20 protein-coding genes and 1 pseudogene are annotated in these 26596 nt (G+C 70.2%); 17 read left to right on the top strand and 4 right to left on the bottom strand.

What is annotated here, in order from left to right; translation table 11 throughout:
• Window positions 1-349: pseudogene (locus OM076_RS33690) on the bottom strand (hypothetical protein); the annotation flags it as partial.
• Between the two features lie 176 nt (window positions 350-525).
• On the opposite strand from OM076_RS33690, the gene polA reads away from it, so the two are divergent.
• Genes polA through OM076_RS33655 form a run of 7 tightly spaced genes read left to right on the top strand, consistent with a single transcriptional unit; the run spans window position 526 to window position 7300 of the window.
• Entirely contained in the window at window positions 526-3123 is a 2598-nt protein-coding gene (gene polA / locus OM076_RS33685) for a DNA polymerase I (RefSeq protein ID WP_270044547.1), read from the top strand.
• A complete protein-coding gene (locus OM076_RS33680) occupies window positions 3120-3563 on the top strand; it encodes a DMT family transporter (protein WP_270044546.1) in 444 nt (147 codons plus the stop codon). The genes polA and OM076_RS33680 overlap by 4 nt, the downstream gene beginning before the upstream one ends.
• A 30-nt stretch (window positions 3564-3593) precedes the next feature.
• Window positions 3594-4484: an SRPBCC family protein gene (locus OM076_RS33675; RefSeq protein ID WP_270044545.1), complete on the top strand. Its 891-nt coding sequence runs from the start codon at window positions 3594-3596 to the stop codon at window positions 4482-4484.
• On the top strand, window positions 4481-5344 hold the full coding sequence (locus OM076_RS33670) for an alpha/beta hydrolase (protein WP_270044544.1): 864 nt from the start codon (window positions 4481-4483) through the stop codon (window positions 5342-5344). Before OM076_RS33675 ends, OM076_RS33670 begins: the two co-directional genes overlap by 4 nt.
• A 6-nt stretch (window positions 5345-5350) precedes the next feature.
• Window positions 5351-6586, top strand: coding sequence for an aminotransferase family protein (locus OM076_RS33665; RefSeq protein ID WP_270044543.1), 1236 nt, complete (start codon window positions 5351-5353; stop codon window positions 6584-6586).
• A gap of 38 nt (window positions 6587-6624) precedes the next feature.
• Window positions 6625-6792, top strand: coding sequence for a hypothetical protein (locus OM076_RS33660; RefSeq protein WP_270044542.1), 168 nt, complete (start codon window positions 6625-6627; stop codon window positions 6790-6792).
• Window positions 6793-6802: 10 nt separating this feature from the next.
• The gene (locus tag OM076_RS33655) at window positions 6803-7300 is read left to right on the top strand and encodes a ferritin-like domain-containing protein (protein WP_270044541.1); all 498 of its coding nucleotides are present in this window, start codon (window positions 6803-6805) and stop codon (window positions 7298-7300) included.
• 7 nt (window positions 7301-7307) lie between these two features.
• Here the strand turns inward: OM076_RS33655 and OM076_RS33650 are convergent, their stop codons facing one another.
• Entirely contained in the window at window positions 7308-9779 is a 2472-nt protein-coding gene (locus tag OM076_RS33650; RefSeq protein WP_270044540.1) for a KAP family P-loop NTPase fold protein, read from the bottom strand.
• A gap of 187 nt (window positions 9780-9966) precedes the next feature.
• Window positions 9967-11112 (bottom strand): NAD(P)/FAD-dependent oxidoreductase, encoded by a 1146-nt coding sequence (locus OM076_RS33645; RefSeq protein ID WP_270044539.1) that lies wholly within the window; start codon window positions 11110-11112, stop codon window positions 9967-9969.
• A gap of 87 nt (window positions 11113-11199) precedes the next feature.
• On the opposite strand from OM076_RS33645, the gene rpsA reads away from it, so the two are divergent.
• The 9 genes from rpsA to OM076_RS33600 all read left to right on the top strand — a co-directional run bounded on the left by rpsA (window position 11200) and on the right by OM076_RS33600 (window position 23672).
• Window positions 11200-12603: a 30S ribosomal protein S1 gene (gene rpsA, locus OM076_RS33640; RefSeq protein WP_443732133.1), complete on the top strand. Its 1404-nt coding sequence runs from the start codon at window positions 11200-11202 to the stop codon at window positions 12601-12603.
• Window positions 12600-13199, top strand: coding sequence for a dephospho-CoA kinase (gene coaE, locus OM076_RS33635; RefSeq protein ID WP_270044537.1), 600 nt, complete (start codon window positions 12600-12602; stop codon window positions 13197-13199). Before rpsA ends, coaE begins: the two co-directional genes overlap by 4 nt.
• A gap of 71 nt (window positions 13200-13270) precedes the next feature.
• Window positions 13271-13858 carry a lytic transglycosylase domain-containing protein gene (locus tag OM076_RS33630; protein WP_270044536.1) on the top strand — a complete coding sequence of 196 codons (588 nt, stop codon included), beginning with the start codon at window positions 13271-13273 and terminating at the stop codon, window positions 13856-13858.
• Between the two features lie 33 nt (window positions 13859-13891).
• Window positions 13892-15895, top strand: a complete 2004-nt coding sequence (locus OM076_RS33625) for a serine/threonine-protein kinase (protein WP_272598732.1) — start codon at window positions 13892-13894, stop codon at window positions 15893-15895.
• Complete coding sequence (locus OM076_RS33620; protein ID WP_270044535.1) at window positions 15895-16347, top strand: Crp/Fnr family transcriptional regulator; 453 nt, start codon at window positions 15895-15897, stop codon at window positions 16345-16347. Before OM076_RS33625 ends, OM076_RS33620 begins: the two co-directional genes overlap by 1 nt.
• Entirely contained in the window at window positions 16335-18953 is a 2619-nt protein-coding gene (locus OM076_RS33615) for an FAD-dependent oxidoreductase (protein ID WP_270044534.1), read from the top strand. Before OM076_RS33620 ends, OM076_RS33615 begins: the two co-directional genes overlap by 13 nt.
• 18 nt (window positions 18954-18971) lie before the next feature.
• Window positions 18972-19421 carry a Crp/Fnr family transcriptional regulator gene (locus OM076_RS33610; RefSeq protein WP_270044533.1) on the top strand — a complete coding sequence of 150 codons (450 nt, stop codon included), beginning with the start codon at window positions 18972-18974 and terminating at the stop codon, window positions 19419-19421.
• Window positions 19409-21973, top strand: a complete 2565-nt coding sequence (locus OM076_RS33605; RefSeq protein WP_270044532.1) for an FAD-dependent oxidoreductase — start codon at window positions 19409-19411, stop codon at window positions 21971-21973. Before OM076_RS33610 ends, OM076_RS33605 begins: the two co-directional genes overlap by 13 nt.
• Window positions 21974-22001: 28 nt before the next feature.
• The gene (locus tag OM076_RS33600; RefSeq protein ID WP_270044531.1) at window positions 22002-23672 is read left to right on the top strand and encodes a calcium-binding protein; all 1671 of its coding nucleotides are present in this window, start codon (window positions 22002-22004) and stop codon (window positions 23670-23672) included.
• Between the two features lie 6 nt (window positions 23673-23678).
• Here the strand turns inward: OM076_RS33600 and OM076_RS33595 are convergent, their stop codons facing one another.
• Entirely contained in the window at window positions 23679-24662 is a 984-nt protein-coding gene (locus tag OM076_RS33595) for a HupE/UreJ family protein (RefSeq protein WP_270044530.1), read from the bottom strand.
• Window positions 24663-24797: 135 nt separating this feature from the next.
• Between OM076_RS33595 and OM076_RS33590 the strand changes: the two genes are divergently transcribed.
• Entirely contained in the window at window positions 24798-26585 is a 1788-nt protein-coding gene (locus tag OM076_RS33590; protein WP_270044529.1) for a purple acid phosphatase family protein, read from the top strand.
• Window positions 26586-26596 lie beyond the last annotated feature (11 nt).

The following is a 26596-nucleotide window of genomic DNA, read 5'->3' as shown; positions in this document are numbered from 1 at the left end:
CCGGAGCCTCAGCGGGCGTCGCCTCGGCGGGCGCCTCGGCGCCCGGCGCGGCCTCAGCGGGCGTCGCCTCGGCGACAGGAGCCGCTTCCGCGGGCGCCTCTTCGGCGGCCGCGGCGCTCGTCGTCGCGGGCGTGTCCGCGGCGACGGCGGGCGTCTCCACCGTCTCGACCTCGGGAGGGGCGCCGTCCAGCGCCGGAGCGTCGGCGGCGACTGCCGCTTCGGCGGTCGCCTCCTCCACGCTCACGGGCGGGGCCGGGTCGCCGTTCCCCTCGGAGGCCGCCGCCGGGGCTTCCGGCTCAGGCGTCGTGGCGGTCTCGTTCTTTTCCTCGGGGGAGGGCGTCTCGGTCATGGTGTTGGACCTCTGGCTGCTGGCTTGGCGCGCCGCGAATCGACAAGTGAGAGGGCGCGCGAGGGCGGGGCGTCCGGGCGCGGTCAAAGCACCGGGAAGCCGCGCCGCCAGCATAGCGGTCGCCACGGCCCAACTCGACGCTCGTTCTACACCTGACGACGACTAACGTTCACACCATGCCGCCTGGCAACGGAGACTCCCCCCGCGAGCTGTTCCTGATCGACGGGAACTCGCTCGCCTACCGTGCGTTCTTCGCGCTCCCGGAGTCGATCTCGACCTCTGATGGAAGGCCCACCAACGCGATCTTCGGGTTCGCGTCGATGCTGGTGAAGATCCTCACGGACTACGGCCAGGTCCCGACCGTCGTGGTCTGGGACGCGGGCATGTCCGGCCGCAAGGACATCAGCCCGGACTACAAGGCCCAGCGCAGCACGCGCCCCGACCTGCTCAAGCTCCAGTGGCCGCACCTGCGCCCGCTGGTCGAGGCGTTCGGCTACCGCAACATCTCGGTCGAGGGCTTCGAGGCCGACGACGTCATCGCCGCGCTCACCGAGCAGGCCAAGGAGCGCGGCGTCCCGGTGATGGTCGTGACCGGCGACCGCGACGCCTACCAGCTCGTCGACGACGGCGTGCGGATCATGTCGACCAGCAGAGGCGTGACCGACACCAAGGTCTACGACCGCGACGCGGTGATCGAGCGCTACGGCATCCCGCCCGAGCTCGTCCCGGACTTCATCGGCCTCAAGGGCGACACGTCGGACAACATCCCCGGCGTCCCCGGCATCGGCGACAAGACCGCCGCCGACCTGCTGCAGAAGTTCGGCGACCTCGAAGGCGTGCTCTCCAGCGTCGACAAGATCACCGGCGCCAAGCGCAAGCAGAACCTGATCGACCACGCCGACAACGCGCGGATGTCGAAGCTGCTGGCGACGATGGTCCGCGACGTCCCGCTCGACATCGACCTCGAAGTCGAGTTCACGCGCGTCCCGGACCGCTCGAACCTGCGCACCGTCTTCCGCGACTGGGAGCTGCGTGACCCGCTCAGGCGCCTCGAGGAAGCGCTCGAAGCCGCCGAGCTCGAGACGATCCCGCGCCCCGAGGACGTCGACACGATCACCGTCAAGACCGGCCTCGCGCGCCACCCCACGGACATCACGCGCATGAAGGGCGAGGAGATCGTCGTCACGCTCGCCGCGCCTGAGGTGCCCGAGGGCGAGCTGATCCCGCGCGAGCCGATGTGGCGCTTCGCGGCCTATGGCGGCGGCAACATCGCGCTCGCGGGGGAGACGGACGACCCGAAGCTCGTCATCGCCGCCCTCGGCGATCGCCCGGTGATCGCCCACGACGCCAAGCAGCTCGGTGACGTCCCGCAGAACCTCGTCTTCGACACCGCGGTCGCGGGCTACCTGCTCGACCCCGCCCGCCGCGGCTACCCGCTCGACGAGCTGGCCGAGGAGCGCGGGATCGGCGCCGACGCCGGCGACGAGCTCGCCACCTACGCCGTCCTGATCCACGAGCTGGCCAAGCGCCAGCGCCCGCAGATCGAGGAACGCGGGGTCGGCGACCTGATGAACCAGGTCGAGCTGCCGCTCGTCCACGTCCTGCGCGAGTGCGAGAAGCAGGGCATCAAGCTCGACACGAAGCAGCTCGAGACCGTCGCCACCCGCATCCGCGCCGACGTCGTCACGCTCGAGCGCGAGATCTGGGACCTCGCGGGCGAGGAGTTCGTGATCGGCTCCCCGCAGCAGCTCGGCGCGGTGCTCTTCGAGAAGCTCGAGCTGAGCCGCAAGCGCCGCGGCAAGACCGGCTTCAGCACCGACGCCAAGGTGTTGCAGGCGATCCGCGACGAGCACCCGATCATCCCCAAGATCGAGCGCTACCGGGAGCTGTCCAAGCTCGCGCAGACCTACCTCGACGCGCTGCCGAACTGGATCGGCGACGACGGCCGGCTGCACACGACGTTCGAGCAGACGACCGCCGCCACCGGGCGCCTGTCGAGCATCAACCCGAACCTGCAGAACATCCCGATCCGGACCGAGACCGGCCGCGAGATCCGCGCCTGCTTCATCCCGGAGCCCGGAAACGTCCTGCTCAGCGTCGACTACAACCAGGTCGAGCTGCGGGTCTTGGCCCACATCGCCAACGAGCAGGTGCTGCGCGACATCTTCCTGCGCGGCGAGGACGTCCACACCGAGACCGCCAGCGCCGTCTTCGACCTGCCGCCCGACCAGCTCGACGTCGGCATGCGCTCCAAGGCCAAGATGGTCAACTACGGGATCGTCTACGGCCTATCCGCGTTCGGGCTCGCCGACCGGCTGCAGATCCCGCAGGACGAGGCGAAGGCCTTCATCGACCGCTACCTGGAGCGGTTCCCCGCCGTCGCCCAGTTCATGAAGGACGCGGTGACGCAGGCCAAGGAGCACGGGTACGTCTCGACGCTCCTGGGCCGCCGCCGCCAGATCCCGGAGATCCGTGCCAGCAACTGGCAGGTGCGCAGCCTCGGCGAGCGCCTCGCGGTCAACACCGTGATCCAGGGCACGGCGGCCGACATCATCAAGATCGCGATGGTCAACTGCCACCGCGCGCTGGCCAAGGCCGGCCTGAAGACCCGGACCATCCTCCAGATCCACGACGAGCTGCTCTTCGAAGGGCCGCCGGAGGAGATGGAGCAGGCGACCGAGATCGTGAGTCGGGAGATGATCGGCGCGGCGCAGCTGGACCCGCCGCTGACGGTGAACGCCGGCGTCGGCGACAACTGGCTCAGCGCGAAATGACCCGCGACACGGCGCTCGTGGCGGCGCTGGCCATCGGCGCGGCCGTCGCCGCCCAGGCGCCGCTGAACTCGCAGCTCGGCCGCAGCGTCGGCGGGCTGCCCGCGACGACGATCGCGCTCGGCGTCTCGTTCCTGACGCTCTTGATCCTGACCACGATCGCGGGGCAGCTGGGCGGCTTCAGCGACATCCGCAAGCCGCCGCTGTACGCGCTGATCGGGGGCGGTCTGGTGGGTGCGCTCTACGTCGGCTCGATCGTGTGGACCGTACGGGCGCTGGGGGTCACCGGCCTGAGCGTCGTGACGCTGGCGGGGCAGTTCGCCGCCGCGCTGGCGATCGATCACTTCGGCTGGCTCGGGGTAGAGCGTTCTCCGATCACGCTCGCGAAGGTCGCGGGCGTGGCCCTGGTGGCCGCGGGGACGTACCTGATCGTCGCCGACTAACCTCCCGGGCCAGACCCAACGGAGGCCGAAATGAAGCTGGAGAACGAGTTCACGGTGCCCGCGTCGATCGACCAGGCGTGGGCCGTTCTGCTGGACGTCCCCCGGGTCGCTCCCTGCCTGCCCGGCGCCACCGTCGAGGAGGGCCAGGGCGAGGAGGGTGAGTACAAGGGCCAGATGAAGATCAAGATCGGCCCGATCACCGCCAGCTACAAGGGCACGGTCAAGATCCAGGAGGCCGATGAGGCCGCGCACCGCGTCGCCATGCGGGCGCAGGCGAAGGATGCGCGCGGGCAGGGCACGGCCGCGGCGACGATCACCTCCACGATGGAGGAGGTCGCCGACGGCACGAAGATCCACGTGACCACGGACATGCGCGTCACCGGCCCGGCCGCCCAGTTCGGCCGCGGGGTGATGCAGGACGTGAGCGCGAAGCTGATGACGCGCTTCGCCGAGTGCCTGGCCGACCAGATGCAGGCCGCGCCCGCGGCGACGACCGAGGAGGCGCCCGCCGCCGCCGAGGGTGCCACCAACGGGTCCGGGCCCGCCGAGACCGCCGCCGACGTCGCGCCGGCCGAGGCCGTCGAGGCCGCGCCCGCGGAAGTCGGTGCCGCCGCCGAGGCCGCACCCGCCGAAGCTGAGGCCGCCGCGCCGACCGACACGACCCCCGCCGAACCGGCCACCACGGTCGAGGACGGCGTGCCCGGCGCGTCCTCCGGCGTCTCGAGCGCCGAGGCCGAGCCCGCGGCGCCGAGCGCGTCCTCCGGCACGTCGAGCGCCGCGCCCAAGGCCGCGGCGCCGCGGCCGACCGACGACGTCCTCGACCTCGGCGAGGCCAGCCGCGACGCGCTGCTCAAGCGCGCCGTCCCGCTCGTCGCGGGGATCGTCGGCCTGCTGATCTTGATCCGCCTGATCAAGCGGTGAGCCTGGACCCCGAGCTTCAGGAGATCCTTGACGGGTGGGCGGCGCTCGAGGGCCCGCCCGCCCACGAGGTGCCCGTCGACCAGGCCCGTCGCGCCCACCTGAGCGAGACCGAGCACCTCGCGGGGGAGGGACCCGCGGTCGCGCGCGTGAGCGATGACACCGCCGCCGGCGTCCCGATCCGCGTCTACGAACCCGAGCACGCGCGCGGGACCGTCGCCTACCTCCACGGCGGCGGCTGGGTGCTGGGCAACCTCGAATCCGTCGACGCGGTCTGCCGCGCGGTGGCGAACGAGGCGAACGCCCGCGTCGTCAGCATCGACTACCGGCTCGCGCCCGAGCACCCGTTCCCGGCGGCATTGGACGACGCGCTGAACGCGACGAGAGCCGTGGAGGCCGACGTCGTCGCCGGCGACAGCGCGGGCGGCAACCTCGCCGCCGTCGTCGCCCGCCACCTCAAGACGCAGCTCAAGCTCCAGTTGCTGATCTACCCGGTCACCGACGCGGGCATCAACACGCCGTCCTATCGCGAGCTGGACGAGCGCTTCGGCCTCACCGCGGCCGCGATGCGGCGCTTCTGGAACCTCTACCTCGACGGAGCGGACGGCTTCGCCCCGGACGCCTCGCCGCTGCGTGCCGACGACCTCAGCGGCCTTCCGCCCGCCTACATCCTCACCGCCAGCCACGACGTGCTGCGCGACGAGGGCGAGGCCTACGCGGGCGCACTCGAGCGCGCGGGCGTGCCCGTCACGCTCAACCGCAAGGCCGGCACGATCCACGGCTTCTGGCGCTGGCAGACCAAGGCGATCTCCCGCGAAGCGGTGCGCGAGGCGGGCGCCGCGATCCGCGCTGTACTAGGTTGAAGCGCCATGGCGTTCTGGCACCCCTTCGCGGACATGGGCGCGGTTGCGCGCAACGAGTTCATCATCGACCGCGGCGAGGGCCCGTGGGTCTTCGACGAGGCCGGCACCCGCTACCTCGACGGCACAGCGTCGCTCTGGTACGCCAACCTCGGCCACGGCCGGACGGAGATCGCCGACGCGGTCGCGGCGCAGATGAAGAAGATCGAGGCCTACCACACGTTCTCGGATGTCTCCAACCGCCCCGCCGAGGCGATCTGCGAGGCGCTCGCGGCGCGCGCGCCGATGCCCAACGCCAAGGTCTTCCTGACCAGCGGCGGCGGTGACTCGATCGACGTCGCGGCCAAGCTCGCCCGCCGCCACTTCATCAACCTCGGCCAGCCCGAGCGCGTCCACCTGATCAGCCGCACCCAGGGCTACCACGGCACGCACGGCTACGGGACCGCGCTCGGCGGCATCGAGGCCAACGTCGTCAACTGGGGCCCGCTCGTCCCGCAGACGAGCAGCGTCCCGCACGACTCGCTGCCCGCCCTGGAGGAGGAGATCCGCCGGATCGGCCCGGACAAGGTCGCGGCGTTCTTCTGCGAGCCGGTGATCGGCGCCGGCGGCGTGTTCCCGCCGCACGAGGGCTACATCCAGGGCGTCGCCGACCTGTGCGCCGAGCACGGCATCCTGCTCGTGATCGACGCGGTGATCTGCGGCTTCGGGCGCCTGGGCACCTGGTTCGGCGTCGAGCGCTGGCCGGACGTCAAGCCGAGCATGATCACGTTCGCCAAGGGCGTGACGAGCGGGTACCTGCCGCTGGGCGGCGTCGTCGTCGACGAGACCGTCTCCGCGCCGTATTTCGAGGCCGCCGGCGGTCCCATGTTCCGCCACGGCGCCACCTACGCCGGCCACCCGTCGGTCTGCGCGGCCGCGCTGGCGACGATCGACATCTATGAGGCGGAGGACATCATCCGCCGCGGCCAGGACCTGGAGAAGCCGCTGTACGACGCGCTCGCCCCGCTGGCCGGCCACGAGGCCGCCAGCGAGGTCCGCGGCGGCACCGGCTTCCTCGCCGCGGTGGGCGTGAAGGAGCCGTCCGCGGTCGCGACGCTGGCCGCGGGCGCGCGCAAGGCCGGCGTGCTCGTGCGCCCGCTGCTGGGCGGCGTCGCCGTCTCGCCGCCGCTGATCTGCGAGCAGGAGCACATCGATCTCCTCGCCCAGGCGATCAAGGCCGGACTGGACGATGTAGCGGCGCGGTAATCCCTACCGCGGCGGTCGTGATAAGTTAGGGCGGCCTAATGAGGTCGCCCGAAACATCCGTGGAGGAGCTCGAGGAGTTCCCGAAGGCCGGCTTCCGCGCCCGCCGGTGGCTGCGCTTCGAGCGCGACCTGCAGGCCTGGTTGGGCTCCCCGGAAGGGCAATTCGCCCACTGGTGCGCTTGTGAGGTCGTCGGCGAGAAGGGGTAGCGTCCCTCTCATGCCGACGACACGACACGCTTCCGCGGGCATCCTCGCGGACCAGCACGCAGCCAAGCGAGAAGAGATCGTCGCCCTACTCACCCGGGCGTACTGGATGGAGATGGAGACGGTGATGTCCTATCTCGCCAACTCCAAGCATCTGGACGGGATCCGCGCGGAGGAGATCGCCGAGGCGCTCGAGGCCGACGTGGCCGAGGAGCTTGGCCACGCCACCGCCTTCGCCGGCCGGATCAAGGACCTCTACGGCACTCCGCCCGGCTCGATGGACTTCACCCCCGAGCAGACCTACCTGCAGCCGCTCGAGGACCCGACCGACGTCGCGACCGTCATCAAGGGCGTGATCGAGGCCGAGGCGGGTGCGATCGAGCACTACACCCGCATCATCGAGGCCTGCGACGGCGTCGACTGGGCCACCCAGGACATGGTCATCGAGATCCTCCGCGACGAGGAGAACCACCTCCGCACCTTCGAGCGCTACCTGGCCGAGTTCGAGTGACCATCCGTCACTGCGACGACGTCGGCTTCGCTTCGCCGGCGTCGTCGTCGTGCGGCCGCAACGGGTCGTGAAAGACCTGTGTCGTCAGCTTCGCGGCGAAGGCCAGGTGCTCCGTCGGTGAGAGATCCTCGGCGCTGAGCACGGGCTCGATCGCCGCGAACTTCAACAGCTCATCCCGACTGTCCTTCGCGTGATCGTCGACCTTCGCGACCTGGAGGATCGGGTCATCCAAGCCTTCCGTCGGCGCATTGAGCACGGCGTAGATCAGGCTCGGCCACCGCGCGCAGAACGTGAGCCACTTGATCAGCTTGCGCTGGCTTTCGCGCGTGGCTGAGATCTCGGGCCGTTGCAGGAGGAGCTTCGCGAGCCGGTAGACGTTCACCAGCCGGACGAGGTCCCGCGGGTTGTCTCCGACGTACGAGTGGAACTCGAGGAAGTCGGCGAGTTCCTCGGGGCTGTCCTCGACCTCCCTCAGGACCTGCACGAGGGGTTCGCGTACCGCGGAGCGGTCGAACGAGAGACCACCGGTGGTCGAGTCCCGCGCGGCGTTGCGCCCGGGGGTCTCGCCGGCTTCCCCGGACCCCGCGAGGGGCGATGAACTGCGCGCGGCGGGACTGAACAAGTGGCGCACGAGGTTCTGGGTCGGCGTCGTGTCCCGCTCCAGCAGGTAGTCGCGCGGCGTGGCGTACGTGAGATGGAACGAGAGCTGGATGATCTTTCGGAGGTAGCGGTCCGCGAAGTCGGAGGGCTCGAAATGCTCCAGCGCAGCGCCGTCCGTGAGCAGACCGTATCGCCGGTCGATCGCGCGCTGGACCATCCGCGTGTCGATCCCGAGGAATACATAGAACCCGCTGGCGGCCGGGCCGAGAATGAGGTTGATCGCCTGGAGCGCGTCGATGATCTTCTCGTCCGAGCACCGATCCAGGTCGTCGATGAACACGACGACCCGCGGCCGGCGCCGGTGCTGTCGCAGTCGCCGCCGCGTCAGGCAGTCGCGCGAGAACTCGACGTCTCGCAACACCTCGTGCTGGAAGCCCATCCGCTCTCGGTAGTCGGGCATCTGGAGGTACTCGCCGACCCGGTCGCTGATCGGCTTCAGTGCTCGTCGCGCCCGCCCGGCGACGAACCATGCCGCCAGGGCGAGCAGGAGCGCGCCGGGCAACGCGGCGATCCACTCGACCGGAACGCCGCTGCTCTCGGCCCATGTCTCGGCCACCGACTCGATCCGGACGTACCCGAAGAGCGCGAGCACGGCCACTGCGAGGACCGCGAAGATGCCCGGAAGCACGAGCTCCTCGACCAGCTGCGCTCGCCGCCTGGACCATGCGTAGCGCAGCCGCGCCCACAGCCTCGCCGGTCGTGACAGCGCGTGCTCGAGGCGGCCGGTGATCGTCTCGGCGAGACCGGCCCAGATCTGCGTCGCGTCCTCGAACCGCCAGGCGTTGAAGGTGACCGCGATGACGTCGGCCTCCGCCGCCCGGGTCATCCGCTTGTACAGACGAAAGCGCTGTTCGGTCAGCTCGTCGCGCCGTCTCTGGACCGCGTCACGGTCCTCGCCCGGATCCTCGAGGCTGCGGTCGCGCTCGTCGATCGCCTGGTCGAGCTGCACCAGCTTCCGCTCGTTCTCGTGATTCGTAGGCGCCCGCCGCACCAGGGCTTCCTCGATGAACCCCATGAAGGACGATTTGCCCATCCCCCAGGGGCCGTGGATCCCGATCGTCATCGGTCCCGTCTCGGGCAAGAGGACCAGGCGAGCGAGCGAGTCCGCGAACGGCCCGACGCCGAGCCGGTCGCTCGTGGCCGGCGAATCGTCCTGCAGCGCGGAGTCCCGGTATCGATACGCGGCCACTCCGGTGCTCGCGTCGGGGATCGTGTCCAGTTCGAGGAACGAGGGATCCTCTGCCGGCAGGCTGAACCCCGCGGGCGCACCGGAGAGCACGATCCCGACGCGCATCGGCAGGCGCGAGAGCAGCGTCTCGAGGCCGCGTTTCCATTCCTCGACCGGCGTGGGGCCGGTGACCTCGGCGAACAGGATCAGACGCTGGGAGGGCCGCAGTGAGCTCGCGGCCTGTTCGATCAGTCGCTCGAGGATCTCGTCCGTGACGTTGCCGCGCTTGTGCCCCAACTGCTCGCTGCCCTGCGCCGACCCGACGACGTCAGCGATCAGCCCCGCCGCCAAGGACGGCCACTCTGAGCCCGCATAGGCCGGCAGCATGTCGCCGGCGACAGCCAGCTTGTCGTTCTGCCAGGTCGCGACGTCGGTCAAGAACGTCGCGATCAGTGTCCCGAAGACCGGCCCGCCGCTGAGGCGGTAGCGAACGGTGAGACAGCGGTTGTGGCAGCGCTCGTCGAAGCACAGCGCCTGCAGGGCCTGCAGGCTCGAAGCCTTGCGGACGAGGACGGCGAAGCCGTTCTCGCGGTCTCGCGGCTCGTTGTTGACGACGCTCAGGAACCGCGTATCCCAAGCCTCGGTCGGCACCGTCCTGCCGCCACGAGCCTGCGCGTTCGGGCTGGTTGCGGTGGTCGGTGCCGTCATCGCTGCGCCAAGACGACCACACCGGCGCGGGGCCGTAAAGGGCCCGCGCGCAATATGGTCAGCAGATCGATACCGGAAGGGAAAGCCTGGTCAGATCGTATGTCCGCACGCGGACATACGCGGTGCGTTGCTAGGCCGCGATCCGTCCCGTTGCCCGAACGGCGGCCGCCGGCGCGGGCACCGCGAACTGCGGGGGCGCGATCTCGAGGTAGTGGTTGAACGCCCAGCTCGCGACCTTGCGGCGAGTGAAGAGCTTCGTCAACTGGTCCAGCGGGCGGCCGTGCAGGTGGCGGATCGACTGCTGCGCGAGGTAGATCGACTCGTACTTCCACCGGTGTGACCCACTGAACGCCCCGTAGCGCTTCAGCGCCGCCGCGCGGTCCTGGCGGCCTTCGACGACCCCGCGCAGCTCGCGGCCGAGCGCGATGCCGAAGTAGAACGCCGTCCGGATGCCCTCGGCGGTCAGCGGCAGGCAATGGCCCGCGCTGTCGCCCGCGAAGAACACGCCGTCCTCGGTCGCCGGGCGGATCCGGTGGGGGATCCAGTTGCCCTGATAGCCGTGGGGCTCGGCGGCCACGTCCTCCACCAGCCGCAGCGTGGGCTGCTTGACGGGGTCGTGCGGGTCGAAGGAGCCGACGCCGATGCGCACCTCGTCGCGCGCGGGGAACGCCCAGCCGTAGCCGGCGTCGACGTAGCGTGGGTCGATCCACAGCTCGAGGTCCTCTCCGACCCCGGACGGGTGGACCTCCAGGCCGCGCGACAGAGGCCCGTCCGGCGGCTGGAAGTTGTCTCCCGGCCCCAGGACCCGTCTCCAGCCGAGTGCATCGATGATCAGCGGCGCGGTGACGTCGCCGCGGTCCGTACGCACCACATTGCCTGTACGGGATTCGACCTTGGCGGTCTCGAACTCGGCCTCGCCGGACTGCTCCCAGAGCAGGTCGCAGAGCTGGCGGTAGTCGAAGGTGGAGAAGCTCCACGGAAGCGGCCAGCGGGCGCGCTCGACGGCGGGCGTATGAACCAGCAATGAGTCGAACGTCTGGCGGATCGAGGCCTCAAGACCCAAGTTCCGGAGCCATTCCGTGGGTGCCGCGCAGGCGGAGGTCTGACGCTCTCCGATCTCGTAGCGATCGAGCACGAGAACCCGCGCGCCCGTGGATCGCAGCTCGCGGGCGACGGTCAGCCCGGCGAACGACGCGCCGCAGATCAGGACATCGGCATCGATACCGGAGGGAAAGGGCACGCGGGCGGCCCCGCGCTTCGTGGCTCGTACGGGCATTCTCGCTACAGTATCCGGCTGCTAATGGAAGCCACGCTCACTCCCCCTGCCATCCCGGATGCTCGCGTCGTCGAGGGCTCCGACGGGATGCTCCTGGAAATCGACGGCCAGATCGTCCCCAACTACGACGCCACCATCGTTCCCTTCGAAGAGGGCGACGTTGTCACGGGCAAGGTCGTGCGGATCGACAAGGACGAAGTCCTGGTCGACATCGGATACAAGAGCGAAGGGGTTATCCCCAATAACGAGCTCTCGATCCGCAAGTCGGTTGATCCACACGAGGAGGTGGAGCTCGGCGAAGAGGTCGACGCTCTCGTCCTCACCAAGGAGGATCAGGACGGTCGCCTGATCCTGTCCAAGAAGCGCGCTCGCTTCGAGCGTGCCTGGCGCAAGATCGAGGGCGCCGCCGAGTCCGGCGAGCCCGTCAACGGCGCAGTGATCGAGGTCGTCAAGGGCGGCCTGATCGTCGACCTCGGGGTGCGCGGCTTCCTGCCCGCCTCGCTGGTGGACATCCGCCGTGTGCCGAACCTGGACGAGTACCTTGGTCAGACAATCCAGACCAAAGTTATAGAGCTTAATCGGTCGCGCAACAACGTCGTCCTCAGCCGCCGCGCAGTGCTCGAAGAGGAGCGCAAGGAGCAGCGGCAGGCGATTCTGGAGCGCTTGCAGCCGGGCCTCATCATCGAGGGCCAGATCTCGAACATCGTCGACTTCGGCGCGTTCGTGGACCTCGATGGCATCGACGGCCTGATCCACATCTCCGAGCTCTCGTGGTCGCATGTGAACCACCCGAGCGAGGTCCTGTCGATCGGCCAGACCGTCGAGGTCAAGGTCCTGGACATCGACCGCGATCGCCAGCGCATCTCCCTCGGTCTCAAGCAGACCCAGGAGGATCCGTGGCAGCGGGTCGTCGACACCTACCACGTGGGTGACGAGCTCGAGGGCGCGGTGACCAAGGTGGTCGCGTTCGGTGCGTTCGTCGAGATCCTCGAGGGTGTCGAGGGGCTCGTGCACATCTCCGAGCTCGCGCAGCAGCACGTCGAGAACCCGCGCGAGATCGTGCAGCCGGGCGATGAGGTCAAGGTCAAGATCCTCGAGATCGACTCCGAGCGCCGCCGGCTCTCGCTCTCGATCAAGCGGGTCGAGGGCCAGGTCCTGCCGCGCCGCACCGAAGGGCTGACCGGCGACGCCGGCGACCTCGAGGACATGCCGGAGCTGGGCCTGTCCGAGGACGTCTTCGCCGACACGCCTGCCGCCGACCCGGCCGACCCGACCGACCCGACCGACGAGGCCGCCATCCCGGCGGAGATCACCAACCTCGAGGACGCGCCGGTCGTCTCGCTCGAGCCGGTCGAGGCTGACGCCGACGTCGCCGCGACGGCCGAGATCGCGGACGTCGCCGAGGAGCCTGAGCCGGAAGCGGCCGCCGAGCCGGAGGCCGAAGCGGCCCCCGAGCCCGCGGCTGAAGAGGCCCCGGCCGAAGAAGAGTGACTGCGCCGCCGTTCGTCGGCCTGACGGGCGGCATCGGCGCAGGGAAGTCCGAGGCGCTCTCCGCGCTGGAGCGCCTCGGCGCCTCCACCATCTCGTCGGACAAGGTCGTCCACGAGCTGTACGAGGACCCCGAGGTGATCGCCCTGGTGATCACGCGGTGGGGTGAGGACGTCGCGCCCGGCGGTCGAGTCGACCGGGGCGCGATCGCCCGCAAGGCCTTCGTCAACGACGAGGAGCGGCACTTCCTCGAAGGCCTGCTCTGGCCGCGCGTGGGCGCGCGGGTGGCGGCGTGGCGGGAGGCCGAAGCTCAGCGCTCCCCGGCCCCGAAGGCGCTGGTCGTCGAGACCCCGCTGCTGTTCGAGGCGGGCCTGGAGGGCAACTACGACGCGACGATCGCGATCGTGGCCGACGAGGCGGTTCGCGCCGCTCGCGCCGGCGCCCGCGGACACGTTGCCCTCGACGAACGCACCGCCAGGCAGCTGACACAGGCGGAAAAAGCGCAACGAGCGACGTACGCTGTTGAGAACTCCGGCAGTTTGCGCGAACTTGAGCAGGAGCTGTCGGGGGTCCTTGCGAAGCTTTCGGATAGGTCATGAGCGCTCCAGCGACCGCACGCCGATCATCTCGGCCCGCGGCCCGCACGTCGGGTCGTTCCCGGGCGCGCCGCATGCAGGTGCTGCGGCGGCGGCTCGCGCTGGGGGCAGGCCTCGCGCTGGTGATCGTGGCGGTGCTCAGCCTCGTCCGCCCGGCCGACCACGCGGTGAAGGAGATCACGCTCCCGCTGCGTCATGAGGACGTCATCCGCCAGCAGGCGGCCGCCAAGAAGGTCGACGCGTCGCTGATCGCCGGGGTCATCTACACCGAGTCGCGCTTCCGCGACCAGACGTCGCGCGCGGGCGCGAAGGGCCTCATGCAGCTGATGCCCGACACCGCCGACTACATCGCGCGCAAGTCCGGCGGCACGAAGTTCGAGCGCGCCGACCTGGCGACGCCGCAGATCAACATCGCCTACGGCACGTGGTATCTGCGCTACCTGCTCGACAAGTACAAGGGCAACACGATCCTCACGCTCGCGGCCTACAACGCGGGCGAGGGAAAGGTCGACGAGTGGCGCGCGAACGCCGCCGCCAAGGGCGAGAAGTTCAAGGTCGCCGACCACATACCCTTCAAGGAAACCCGCGACTACGTGCACCGCGTGCTGAGCGCGCGCAGCGAGTACCGCAAGAAGTACGCGCGCGAGCTCGGCCTGCCGTAGCGACGGCGGAATAACCCCCCAGGGGCGCGCGTCCTGGGGGGTATCAACACCTCAGCCCCCACATTCGCGCCCGGCTCCACCTTCGCCGGTTACCGCATCGAGGCGGAAGCCGGCCGTGGCGGCATGGGCATTGTCTATAGAGCGACCCAGGTCGCGCTCGGGCGACCCGTCGCCCTCAAACTCATTGCCGCCAACTTCGCGGGCGACCGCTCCTTCCGGGAGCGGTTCAAGCGCGAATGGGAGACCGCGGCCTCCATCGATCACCCCAACGTGATCCCGGTCTATGAGGCCGGCGAGGCCGACGAGCACCTCTTCATCGCCATGCGCTACGTCGAGGGCCTCGATCTCGCGAACCTGCTCGCTCGCGAGCCGGAGCTCGCCCCCGACCGCGCCGTGCGGATCATCGCCCAGGTCGCGGCGGCGCTCGACGCCGCCCACGCCCGCGGGCTGGTCCACCGCGACGTCAAGCCCGCCAACGTCCTGATCGGCGCCGAGGAGCACGTCTACCTCACCGACTTCGGGCTCACGAAGCACGCCTCCCAGGACGCCCTGACCAAGACCGGCCTGTTCGTCGGCTCAGTCGACTACGCCGCCCCGGAACAGATCCGCGGCGAGGCGATGGACGCCCGCACCGACGTCTACTCGCTCGGCTGCGTCCTCTACCAGGCGCTCACGAAGCGCCTCCCGTACGACAAGCCCGCGGACATGGCGAAGATGTACGCCCACGTCTCCGAGCCGCCCCCGGTCGTCACCGAGGCCCGCCCCGACGCCCCACTCGCGCTCGACGCCGTCGTCGCCAAGGCGATGGCCAAGGAGCCCGACGACCGCTACCAATCGGCCGGCGACCTCGCCCGCGCCGCCCAAGCCGCGCTCATGGGGGGGTCAGACCCCTCAACACAAACGCAACACAAAAAGTCCCGCTCAGCGCGAAATCCGATTGTTAAGGGGTCTGACCCCTCTGGTGGGGAGGTGTCGCGGCGGACGAAGGTCGCGATCGGGATCGCGCTGCCGACGATCCTCGTGGCCGGGCTGGCCGCGGCCGGGTTGGCGGCGAGTGGCGTGATCGGCGGGGGCGACGACAAGCCCGCGGCGAAGGCCGCCGTGGCGGCGACCGCGACCGCGACCGCGCAGGCCGGCACGCCGGCGCAGCCGCCCGAGGCCACACCCGCCCCGCCCACCGGCGATCCGAAGGCCGTGGCGACGATCAAGGTCGGGAAGGGGCCGGACGGCGTCGCGGTCAGCGGCGGGCAGGTCTTCGTCGCCAATCAGCAGGCCGGGACGCTGAGCGTCATCGACCCCGAGGCCAACAAGGTCGTCGGCGAGCCGATCAAGGCCGGGACGCGGCCCGACGGCGTCGTCGCCGGCAAGGGCGTCGTGTGGCTCGCGAGCGCCGGCTCGGACGCCGTGTCGCGCTTCCAGGCGGCGGGCGAGATCGTTCCGACGGCGAAGGTGCCCGTGGGCGACCGGCCGGAGGCGATCAGCCTCGGCAAGCAGCTCGTCTGGGTCGCCAACGTCAACGACAACACCGTCAACCGCATCGACCGCGCCGCGCCGGCGATCGTCGGCGCGCCGATCGGCGTCGGCTCCAAGCCGTCGGGCATCTTCGTCGGCCGCCGGTTCGTGTGGGTGGCCAACAACGGGGACGACACCGTCACCCGCATCGACCCCTCGACCGCGCAGGTGATCGGCAAGCCGATCGCCGTCGGGTCCAAGCCGCGCGGGGTGATCGAGACCGTCGACGCGGCGTGGATCGCGAACTCCGGCGACGGCACCGTGACCCGCCTGGATCGCAAGACCGGCGCCGTGCTCGGCACGACGAAGGTCGGCAACAACCCGCGCCAGCTGGCCTTCGGGAACGGCTTCGTGTGGGTCACCAACCACGACGACAACAGCGTCACCCGCCTCGACCCGACCACCGGCCGCGTCGTCGGCTCGCCGATCGCCGTGGGCCAGCAGCCGCTCGGGATCGCGAGCGGGGCCGGCGCCGTCTGGGTCGCCAACCACGCCGACCACACGATCACCCGGATCGCTCCCTGATGGATACCAGCGGCTTCTTCCAATACCCCGGCACCGCGCAGCTCCCCACCGAGAACCCGCCCGGGTTCCTCGAGGACCGCAATGACGAGGACTGGGCGCTCCTGCTCGAGCACACCGAGACGCGGCTGTTTCGCGCCGGCCAGGAGGTCCTGACCCAGGGCGAGCGCGACCGCGCGCTGTACCTGCTCGTCGACGGCCGCCTGCACGCCCCGAGCGGGCCGGTCGCTCCCGTCAGCACGTTCGGGGAGGTCGCCTTCCTCGACGGCCGCCCGCGCGCGGTGACGGTCACCGCGACGAGCGACGCCGAGGTCCTGCGCCTCGGGCATGAGTCGTTCCTCGCGCTCTCGGCCCGCCGCCCCGACCTCGGCCGCGCCGTCCTGACCGACATCAGCTCGATCCTGGCCGCCCGCTTCCGCAACGCGAGCGACCAGATCGCGGGGTGGACGGGCTGATGGCCGCGATCACGTTCCCCAACTACACGCAGATCCCGTCGCGCCTGAACCTCACGGCGTGGCGAGCGATCCGCACCGTCGTCTGGCTCGGCGCCCTCGTCGTCGCCGGTCTGCTGATCGCCGTGCCCGACACCGGCCTGAAGGTCATGTGGAAGGGCGTCATCCCGAGCCTGCCGCTGCTGTTCATGGTCGCGCCCGGCGTCTGGCGCAACATCTGCCCGCTGGCGACCTCCAACCAGACGCCGCGCCTGCTCGGCATCACCAAGGGCCTCAACCCGCCGAAGTGGCTGAAGGAGTACGGCTACGTCATCGCCACCGGCTCGTTCGTCGGCTTCGTGATCCTGCGCAAGATCGGCCTCGACGACAACGGCCCGCTCAGCGCGCTGCTGCTGCTCGGCGCGATGGCCGGCGCGTTCGCCGGCGGCATGGTGCTCAAGGGCAAGAGCGGCTGGTGCTCGAGCATCTGCCCGCTGCTGCCGGTCCAGCGCATCTACGGTCAGACGCCGTTCGCGCTCGTCGGCAACAACCACTGCCAGCCGTGCGTCGGCTGCGCCAAGTCCTGTTACGACTTCAACCCGCGCGCGGCCTACCTGGCCGACCTCAACGACGCCGACGGCTACTGGAGCGGGTACCGCAAGTTCTTCGTCGGCGCCTTCCCGGGGCTGATCCTCGGCTTCTTCGAGACCGCCGACAACGACGTCCTCGGAATGCTGCTCTACATGGCGGTCAGCACCGCGCTGTTCGCGCTGGCCGTCACGTTCGTCAAGGTCTCGGCGCACACGATCACGTCGACGTTCGGCGCGATCGCGTTCGGCATCTTCTACTACGAGGTCGGCGGCCAGCTCGAGCCGGCCACGTGGCCGATCCGCGCCGCCGCCGTCGCGCTCGCCGCCGTGTGGCTCGTCCGCACCTGGCGCAAGGAGAAGCCGTTCCTGGCCCAGGCAGCGGCGCCGGTCGTCGCCGTCGCGCCGGGCGGCGCCGCCAGCCGCTCGATCGCCAACAACCGCGCGCTGCGCTCCGGCGCGCCCGAGGTCCACTTCGTCGACGACGACAAGACCGTCGTCGCCAAGCCGGGCCTGAGCCTGCTGGAAATCGCCGAGTCCAACGGGATGACGATCGAGTCCGGGTGCCGGATGGGCATCTGCGGCGCCGATCCCGTCGCGATCAAGGACGGCATGGACTGCCTCAGCGGCATCTCCGACGACGAGAAGGCGACGCTCGAGCGCCTCGGCCTGGCCCCCAACACCCGCATGGCCTGCTGCGCCCGCGTGGAAGGCCCCGTCTCCGTCGCGCTCAAGCCCGACAAGGCGGCCGTCCCCAGCCTGAGCAAGGTCCAGGGCTTCAACTACGACAAGTCGATCGCCAACGTCGTGGTGATCGGCAACGGCATCGCCGGCGTGACCGCGGTGGACCACATCCGCCGCCGCCACCCGGTCACGGCGATCGACCTGATCGCCGAGGAGCCGCACCACCTCTACAACCGCATGGGCATCGCCCGCCTCGTCTACGGCAAGTCCGCGATGCAGGGCCTCTACCTGAACCCGGACACGTGGTACGGCGAGCGCGACGTCGAGACCTGGCTCAACACCCGCGCGCTACAGATCGACCGCGTCAACCGCACGGTCCACCTCGGCACCGGCGAGAAGCTGCCCTACGACAAGCTGATCCTGGCGATGGGCTCGCGCGCGTTCGTCCCGCCGATCGAGGGCTTCGGCCTCGCCGGCAGCGGCGTCCTGCGCAAGGCCGACGACGCGATCCGGGTGCGCAACTTCGCCCAGCGCCACGCGACCAAGAAGGCGTCGATCGCCGGCGGCGGCCTGCTCGGCCTGGAAGCGGCGTACGCGCTGCACCAGCTCGGGATGCGGGCGACCGTGCTCGAGCGCTCCGACCGGCTGCTCAAGCGCCAACTCGACGAGCGGGCGGCGCACCTGCTGCAGAAGTACCTCGAAGGGCTCGGCCTGGAGATCATCACCAGCGCGGAGACCAAGGCGGTCAGCGGCCACGGACGGCTGGACTCGATCGAGCTCGTCGACGGCCGCCGCCTGGACGCCGAGATCCTGCTCGTCGCGGCGGGCATCCAGCCCAACGCCGAACTCGCGAAAGCCGCGGGCCTGGCCACCAACCGCGGCGTGCTCGTCAACGCCCGCATGCAGACCGGCGACCCGCACATCCTCGCGGCCGGCGACGTCGCCGAGTTCGAGGGCCAGGTTCCCGGTCTGTGGCCTACGGCGGTCGCCCAGGCCGAGATCGCGGCCGACGTCGCCGTCGGCGGAAGCAAGCTCTATGACCCGGTGATCCCGGTCACGATCCTCAAAGTCGTGGGCATCGAACTCACGTCGATCGGCCGCTTCGAAGCGGCCGGATCGCACGAAGAGGAGATCGCCCTCGAAGACGCCTCCGGGCGTTACCGCAAGCTCGTGGTGGCGGACGGCCGCATCGTGGGCGCGATCCTCCTTGGGTTCTCCAAGGAGGTCGCGGCCGTCCGCACCGCGATCACCCGCGGCTTCGATGTCACCCATCAGATCGACAACCTCCGGGCGGGTCGCTGGGACGTCCTGGCGGGGATGAGCGGAGAAATGCCCCTCGCACCGGCGGTGCCAGCGTAGGATCGCCCATGACGCGACATGTCGGGCTTCTTCGATTACCCGAGTGAGCAGGAGCCCGACTCCGAGCATGGTCTGCCGGGCTTCCTCAATGATCGCGGCGAGGACGACTGGGGGATGCTGCTCGACCACGCCGAGACGTTGCTCTTCCGGCCCGGGGACAAGGTCCTGCGGGCCGGGACGCAGGACCGGGCGCTGTACCTGCTCGTCGACGGCTGGCTGCGCGCGCCGAGCGGCGTGATCCACCCGATCACGACGGTCGGCGAAGGCGCGTTCCTGGACGGCGCGCCGCGCGCGGTCGACGTCGAGGCGATGAGCGACGGGGAGGTGATGCGGCTCAGCTACGAGGCCTTCGAGTCCCTCAGCGCTCGCAACCCCGCGCTCGCCCGCCACATCCTGCTCGACCTTGGGCGCATCCTGTCCGCCCGCCTGCGGGCCGGTGACGATCACACGCCGGGGTGGACGGGCTGAGCTTCCCGAACTACACCCAGATCCCGTCGCGGCTGCCGATCCGCTGGTGGCAGGCGATCCGGAGCGGGAGCATCGTCCTCGCGCTGGGCGTGGCCGCGCTGCTGATCGCCGTCCCGGACACGGGCCTGGTGGTGATGTGGAAGGTCGTCATCCCGCTGCTCCCGGTGCTCTTCCTGGTCGCGCCCGGCGTCTGGCGCAACATCTGCCCGCTCGCCGCCTCGAATCAGACGCCGCGGGCGCTGGGCATCACCAAGGCCAAGACCGCGCCGCCGTGGTTGAAGGAGTACGGCTACGTGATCGCCTTCAGCCTGTTCATCGGCTTCGTCGTGCTGCGGCGGTTGGGCCTCGACGACAGCGGGCCATTCAGCGCGATCCTGCTGCTCGGCGCGATGACCGCGGCGTTCACCGGCGGGATGCTCCTGAAGGGCAAGAGCGGCTGGTGCTCGACGATCTGCCCGCTGCTGCCCGTGCAGCGGATCTACGGCCAGACGCCGCTGCTGATGGTCGCCAACGCGCACTGCCAGCCGTGCGTCGGGTGCGTCAAGAACTGCTACGACTTCAATCCGCGCGCCGCCTACCTCGCCGACCTCAACGAGGGCGACACCTACTGGAGCGGCTACCGCAAGTACTTCGTCGGCGCCTTCCCGGGCCTGATCTTCGGCTTCTTCGCCGCGGCGAATCTCGGCTGGATGGCGGTGGCCGTCGCGATCAGCATCGCCTCCTTCGCCACGCTGATCGCGTTCTGGAAGACCTCCGCGCACACGATCACGTCGCTCTACGGCGCGGTCGCGTTCAGCATCTTCTATTGGTTCGCGACCCGCATCCTGCCCGAGGCGCTGACGTGGGTGGGGCGGGCGGCGGCGATCGCGCTGGCGGCGACGTGGTTCGTGCGCACGGTGCGCAAGGAGAAGCCGTTCCTGGAGTCCGCGAGCGGCCCGGTGGCCGCGCCCGCGGGCACGGTCGCCGGCGTCGGGGTCCGGACGCTCGCCCGCCGCGCCGCCAACGCGCCCGAGGTCACCTTCGTGCCCGACAACACGCGCGTCGCGCCCAAGCCCGGCCAGACGCTGCTCGAGGTCGCCGAGGCCGCGGGGATGACGATCGAGGCGGGCTGCCGGATGGGCGTCTGCGGTGCCGATCCGGTCGCGATCCGCTCCGGCCTGGAGAACCTGTCGCGCGTCACCGACGACGAGCTCGCGACCCTCGGGCGGCTCGGGTACGCCGACAACACGCGGATGGCGTGCTGCGTGCGCGTGTCCGGCCCGGTCGAGGTGGCGCTCACGCCCGACAAGGCCGAGACGCCGAACCTCAGCCAGATCGAGATCAAGTTCGACACCTCGCTCAAGAAGGTGGTCGTGGTCGGCAACGGCATCGCGGGCGTGACCGCGGCCGACCAGCTGCGCCGCCGCCACCCGGACGTCGAGATCGACCTGATCGCCGAGGAGCCGCACCACCTCTACAACCGCATGGGCATCTCGCGGCTCGTCTACGGGCGCAGCGCGATGCAGGGGCTCTATTTGAACCCGGACGCCTGGTACGAGGAGCGCCGGATCACCGCCTGGCTGAACACCCGTGCGCTGGAGATCGACCGCGCGGCGCGCACGGTGCAACTCGGGACGGGGGAGACGCTCGGCTACGACCGCGTGATCCTCGCCACCGGCTCGAGCAGCCACGTCCCGCCGATCGAAGGCTTCGGCGTGCCCGGCACCGCGGTCCTGCGCTCGGCCGACGACGCGATCGGGCTGCGGGCCTTCGCCCAGCGCCCGGCCACCCGCTTCGCCGCGATCGCCGGCGGCGGCCTGCTCGGCCTGGAGGCCGCGTACGCGCTGCACAAGATCGGCCTGAAGACCGTCGTGCTCGAGCGCTCGAACCGCCTGCTCAAACGCCAGCTCGACGCCCGCGCGGCGAAGATCCTGCGCAACTACCTCGAGGGTCTCGGCCTCGCGTTCGAGATGGAGGCCGAGGCCGAGTCCGTCGACGCCAACGGGCGCCTGCGCGGCGTGACGCTGACCGACGGCCGCCGGCTGGAGGCCCACATCCTGCTCGTCGCCGCCGGCATCCGGCCCAACGTCGACCTGGCCAAGGCCGCGGGCCTGGCCGTCAAGCGCGGCGTGCTGGTCGACGAGCGCATGCGCACCGACGATCCGAACGTGCTCGCCGCGGGGGACGTGGCCGAGTTCGGTGGCCAGCTCCCCGGGCTGTGGCCGACCGCGGTGGCGATGGCGGAGGTCGCGGCGGACACCGTCGCGGGCGGCGAGAAGACCTACGCGGGCATCGTGCCGGTGACGATCTTGAAGGTCGTCGGCATCGAGCTGACGTCGATCGGCCGCTTCGAGCCGTCCTCGCCCGACGACGAGGTGATCGCGCTCGAGGACGACCTCGGCACCAAGTACCGCAAGCTCGTGATCTCCGACGGCAGGATCATCGGCGCGATCCTGCTCGGGTACCAGGCCGAGGTCGCCCCGGTGCGCGCCGCGATCACCCAGGGCACCGACGTGACACCGCACCTCGCGGGGCTGCGCCAGGGACGCTGGGGGGTCCTCGGCGGGGAATAGGCGCTAGGCCACCCGCGTCTTGGGTGGCATGAAGCCGAGAATCCGAACCACTCCTCCGCGCATCGCCGCGCTGGCGCTCGCCGCGGGGGTCGCGGCGCTCGCGCTCCCCGGCGCGGCCAGCGCAGCGGTGACTCCCCAGTTCGCCAACGGCACGCTGACGATCGACTCCGACAACGCGAGCGACAACATCACGCTCACGGTCAACGGCGCCGGCCTGATCACCCACAACTTCCCCGTCACCGGCCAGGTGGGCGTCGGCATCGAGGACAACACCGACTTCGATCCAGGCGCCGGCAAGGTCACCGTCCCGTCCAACGGCACGGCGAACCTCGTCGTCAACGGCGGCGGCGGCAACGACAACATCAACGTCCAGGCGCCGAGCTTCGCCGGCTCCCCGGCGCTCAACGGCGGCGAGGGCGATGACATCATCCTCGGCACCGGCGTCGCCGACACCATCGACGGCGGCGACGGCAACGACCGGATCACCGGCTTCCGCGGCAACGAGACGATCGTCGGCGGCAACGGCAACGATGTCACGATCTGGGCCAACGGTGACGGCAACGACACCAACCAGGCCGGCCCGGGCGTCGACGAGACCCTGATCACCGAGGGCAACGCCGACGATGTCAACGCGATCACGCAGGTCGGCGCCGCCGTGCACTTCGCCCGCACCAACGCGCCGTTCACGGTCGATTCGATCGATACCGAGAAGCTGACGCTCACGTCCTTCTCGGGCAATGACACGCTGACGACCGCCGCCGGCGTCGCCATCGGCATGAACATCGACGCCGGGCCCGGCGATGACACGATCACCACCGGCGCCGGCCCGGATCGCATCCTCGGCGACCGTGGCAACGACACGCTCAACGGCGCGGGCGGCGATGACACGATCGTGTGGACCAACGGCGACGGCAACGACGTGATGAACGGCGACGCCGGCTTCGACGTGATCGAGAACGACCTCGGCAACGCCGACGACAACTCGTTCATCAAGCTCGAGAACGGCCGCGTCCGCTACGACCGCACCAACGCGCCGTTCAACCTCAGCATCGGCAGCGCCGAGCTGATGCAGCTCAACACGTTCGGCGGCAACGACACGCTGCACACCGCGCAGGACGTCACGATGAACCTCGACGTCAACGGCGGCTCGGGCAACGACGTCCTCGACGGCTCGCTCGGCAACGACCGCCTCGACGGCGGCGACGGCGACGACACGCTGGCCACGCGCGACGCCAAGGCCGACTTCGTCGTCGGCGGCGCGGGCGCCGACACCGCCCTCGTCGACAATCTCGACGCGGTCGCGGGCGACGTCGAGACCGTCGAGAGCGTCGGCGGCGCGCCGGCTCCGCCTCCCGCTCCGAACCCGGGTCCGGCCGCGGGCGCCGCGTCGCTGAGCAAGACCGCCAAGGTCGCCAAGGGCGTCGCTCAGGTCAAGGTCTCCTGCCCGGCCGGCACCGCGGGCTGCAAGGGCTCCGTGGCGCTGTTCTCGTCGGGCGCGATCAAGGTGGGCCCCCTCAAGGCCAAGCTCGAGCTCGGTCGCGCGAACTACACGGTCGGCGCCGGCCAGAGCAAGACGATCAAGGTCAAGCTCGCCTCCGGCACGGCCAAGCTGGCCAAGAAGAAGAAGCTGGCCGTGACCGCCCGCGTCGTCTCCGACGGCGCCGGCGAGCGCAGCTCGAAGCTGACCCTCAGCTTCTAGAGCGGCTCAGCCGCCGAGCACCCGCTGCGATAGCCAGAACAAGCCCATAGCCGCGGCCGCTGAGCCGGCCGCGGCGTGGGCGAAGCCGGACCACTTGAACTTCCGGACGGCGAGCAGCAGCGGGAAGACGGCGGCGATGATCAGCGCCTGGCCCGCCTCGATGCCGAGGTTGAAGCCGATCAGCGCGCCGAGGAGCGGCGTCCCGTCGGCGAACGTCACCGCGCCCGCGAAGCCGAGCCCGTGCAGCAGGCCGAAGAGGAAGACGACCGCGAGCCTGGTCCGCGATTCCCCGCCGAGCACGTTCTCCACCGCCACATAGACGATCGAGGCGGCGATCAGGGGCTCGACGATCGCGCTCGGGACCTCGACGACGCCGAGCACGGCCAGTGCGAGCGTGACGCTGTGCGCGACGGTGAACGCCGAAGCGAGCTTGATCACGCTCTTCAGGCTCGATGCGCCCAGCAGCAGGATCACGAGGAAGAGCACGTGGTCCCAGCCGAGCAGGATGTGCTCGACGCCGAGGTGCACGAAGCGCGGGAAGCCCGGGCTGTCCGCCGTCATCGACGTGTGGTCGGGATCGAAGAGGTATGTCCCCTTGGCGCCGCCGAGCTCGTAGTCGACGACGTTCTCCATCGGCAGGTCGTAGTCGACGCGGAACGCGCCCTGGGCCTGCGGGCACTCCATGTCCAGCCAGATCCGCGTGTACGGCGTCTCGCGGTGCGGGAGCGGCTCGGCGCTGCGCATCTTCGTGCGGCAGGACTCGCCGTCGACCGTCAGCCGGACCGCGCCGGTCAGGTAGGACTCCATCGCCGCCTTGGACTCGCCGGCGACGGCGACGAGCGGCTCGGTCTCCAGCCCCAGCACGTAATTGACGTGCGTGCCGTGCTGGCGGACCTCGGAGAAGCCGGGCTTGGTGACGTGGGCGTGGGCGGTCGCCGCGCTCGCGACGAGGGGGATGAGGAGCGCGAGCAGCGCGACCAGTCTTCTCATGGCGCGCTCACTGAACCAGCGAGCGGCCGGGTGCTCGTTACCGAGTTGTGACGTCACGACCTCGTAACGGGCTCACGCCACTCTCATCAAATACTCCGCGCCGGTCATCTAACTCTCATTCAAGGAGTCAATACGTTGAACGCAGCAAGGTGGCGCCACGCTCCCGTGGCGCACCGTGCGATGCTCGTCGGCGCCCTCACGACGGCGATGTTCGCCGGAGCGTGGAACGTCGCGCAGAGCCAGAACGAGCCGACCCCGGCGTACCCGCAGGCGGACAAGCACCGTCCGTCCACGCTGGCCGACCGCGTCGTGCTGACGTGGGAGGGCGACCCGTCGAACTCCCAGTCGGTCACGTGGCGTACCGATGCGACGGTCAAGACGGCTCAGGCGCAGCTCGCGCTGTCGGGCGAGGGCCCGTCGTTCAAGACCGGCGCGAGCACCGTGCTCGCGACGCGCAACCTCACCCAGACCACCAATCTGGGCTACGACTCCGTCTACCACACGGTCCGGTTCACGGGGCTGGCGGCGAAGACGAAGTACCTCTACCGCCTCGGCGACGGCACCAACTGGAGCGAGTGGTACGAGTTCCAGACGGCGTCCGCCGCTGCGGAGCCGTTCTCGTTCGTCTACTACGGCGACGCGCAGAACGACATCCAGGAGCACTGGTCGCGCGTCGTGCGCCAGGCCTTCAAGGAGGCGCCGGACACGAAGCTCTTCCTGCACGCCGGCGACCTGATCGACAGCTCCACGTCGGACTCGCAGTGGGGCGAGTGGTTCAACGCGGGCGAGTGGGTCAACGGCATGGTGCCGTCCTTCGCGACCACCGGCAACCACGAGTACAGCGGCTCCGCCGTCGCGCCGCAGTGGAACACGAACTTCGCGTGGCCGCAGAACGGCCCGCAGGGTACGGGTCCGGTCTACGACGCGCTCAAGGGCACGGCGTTCTACACGGACTTCCAGGGCGTCCGGTTCATCTCGATGAACTCGAACACCGCGGCGGTCGCGTCGAACCTCCGCACGCAGTTCCTCGACGTCCAGACGGCGTGGCTCGAGGACCTGCTCAAGAACAACCCGAACAAGTGGAGCGTCGTGACGTTCCACCACCCGATGTTCTCCAACGAGCCGGCGCGCAACAACCCGGAGCAGCGCAACCGCTGGCTGCCGATCCTCGAGAAGTACGGCGTCGACCTCGTGCTCCAGGGCCACGACCACTCCTACGGCCGCGGCAACGTCATCCAGGGCACGACGACCGAGGGCGGCAACGGCACCATGTACGTCGTCTCGGTCTCCGGCCCGAAGATGTACGGCGCGGACGACTCCAACTGGGTCGAGAACGGCGCCCAGGTCAAGCGCATCCTCACCAACACGCAGCTCTATCAGGTCATCAGCGTCGAGGGTGACCGCATGACGTACAAGGCCAAGACGGCCACGGGCCGCCTGCACGATCAATTCACGATCGACAAGCCGACCGGCAAGGGCAAGATCGTCACCGACGACCTCGCCAACGTGAAGCCGCAGAGCGTGGGCGCGACGGTGCCGGGCACGCTCTCGCTCGAGCTGGGCGCCGCCCCGACCCTGGGCGCGTTCACGCCGGGCGTCGCGAAGGACTACGAGGCGGGCGTCGGCGCGACGATCACGAGCACGGCGGGCGACGCCACGCTCTCGATCGTCGACCCGGCCACGACCGCTCCGGGCAAGCTGGTCAACGGCACGTTCGCGCTCGCCCAGCCGCTCCAGGCGGCCGTCAGCGGGGCGTTCGCGCCGGTCGGCGGCGCGCCGTTGGCGCTGCACAGCTACAGCGGGCCGGTGTCCAAGGACCCGCAGACGATCCGGTTCAAGCAGTCGATCGGCGGCGCCGAGCCGCTGCGCACCGGCGCGTACGCCAAGTCGTTGACGCTGTCGCTGTCGACGACGGCGCCGTAAGCGATGCTATA

The organism is Solirubrobacter ginsenosidimutans, from assembly GCF_027587205.1.
This window is presented reverse-complemented; position numbering and strand designations above follow the sequence as displayed.

What these genes read in the sequence shown, in the direction of transcription:
- OM076_RS33600 (WP_270044531.1), top strand. Translation starts at nt 22,002, where the DNA reads ATGAAGCCGAGAATCCGAACCACTCCTCCGCGCATCGCCGCGCTGGCG.
- OM076_RS33645 (WP_270044539.1), bottom strand. Translation starts at nt 11,112, where the DNA reads ATGCCCGTACGAGCCACGAAGCGCGGGGCCGCCCGCGTGCCCTTTCCC.
- rpsA (WP_443732133.1), top strand. Translation starts at nt 11,200, where the DNA reads ATGCTCCTGGAAATCGACGGCCAGATCGTCCCCAACTACGACGCCACC.
- OM076_RS33630 (WP_270044536.1), top strand. Translation starts at nt 13,271, where the DNA reads ATGCAGGTGCTGCGGCGGCGGCTCGCGCTGGGGGCAGGCCTCGCGCTG.
- OM076_RS33660 (WP_270044542.1), top strand. Translation starts at nt 6,625, where the DNA reads ATGAGGTCGCCCGAAACATCCGTGGAGGAGCTCGAGGAGTTCCCGAAG.
- OM076_RS33665 (WP_270044543.1), top strand. Translation starts at nt 5,351, where the DNA reads ATGGCGTTCTGGCACCCCTTCGCGGACATGGGCGCGGTTGCGCGCAAC.
- OM076_RS33610 (WP_270044533.1), top strand. Translation starts at nt 18,972, where the DNA reads ATGTCGGGCTTCTTCGATTACCCGAGTGAGCAGGAGCCCGACTCCGAG.
- OM076_RS33655 (WP_270044541.1), top strand. Translation starts at nt 6,803, where the DNA reads ATGCCGACGACACGACACGCTTCCGCGGGCATCCTCGCGGACCAGCAC.
- OM076_RS33680 (WP_270044546.1), top strand. Translation starts at nt 3,120, where the DNA reads ATGACCCGCGACACGGCGCTCGTGGCGGCGCTGGCCATCGGCGCGGCC.
- OM076_RS33620 (WP_270044535.1), top strand. Translation starts at nt 15,895, where the DNA reads ATGGATACCAGCGGCTTCTTCCAATACCCCGGCACCGCGCAGCTCCCC.
- OM076_RS33675 (WP_270044545.1), top strand. Translation starts at nt 3,594, where the DNA reads ATGAAGCTGGAGAACGAGTTCACGGTGCCCGCGTCGATCGACCAGGCG.
- polA (WP_270044547.1), top strand. Translation starts at nt 526, where the DNA reads ATGCCGCCTGGCAACGGAGACTCCCCCCGCGAGCTGTTCCTGATCGAC.
- OM076_RS33595 (WP_270044530.1), bottom strand. Translation starts at nt 24,662, where the DNA reads ATGAGAAGACTGGTCGCGCTGCTCGCGCTCCTCATCCCCCTCGTCGCG.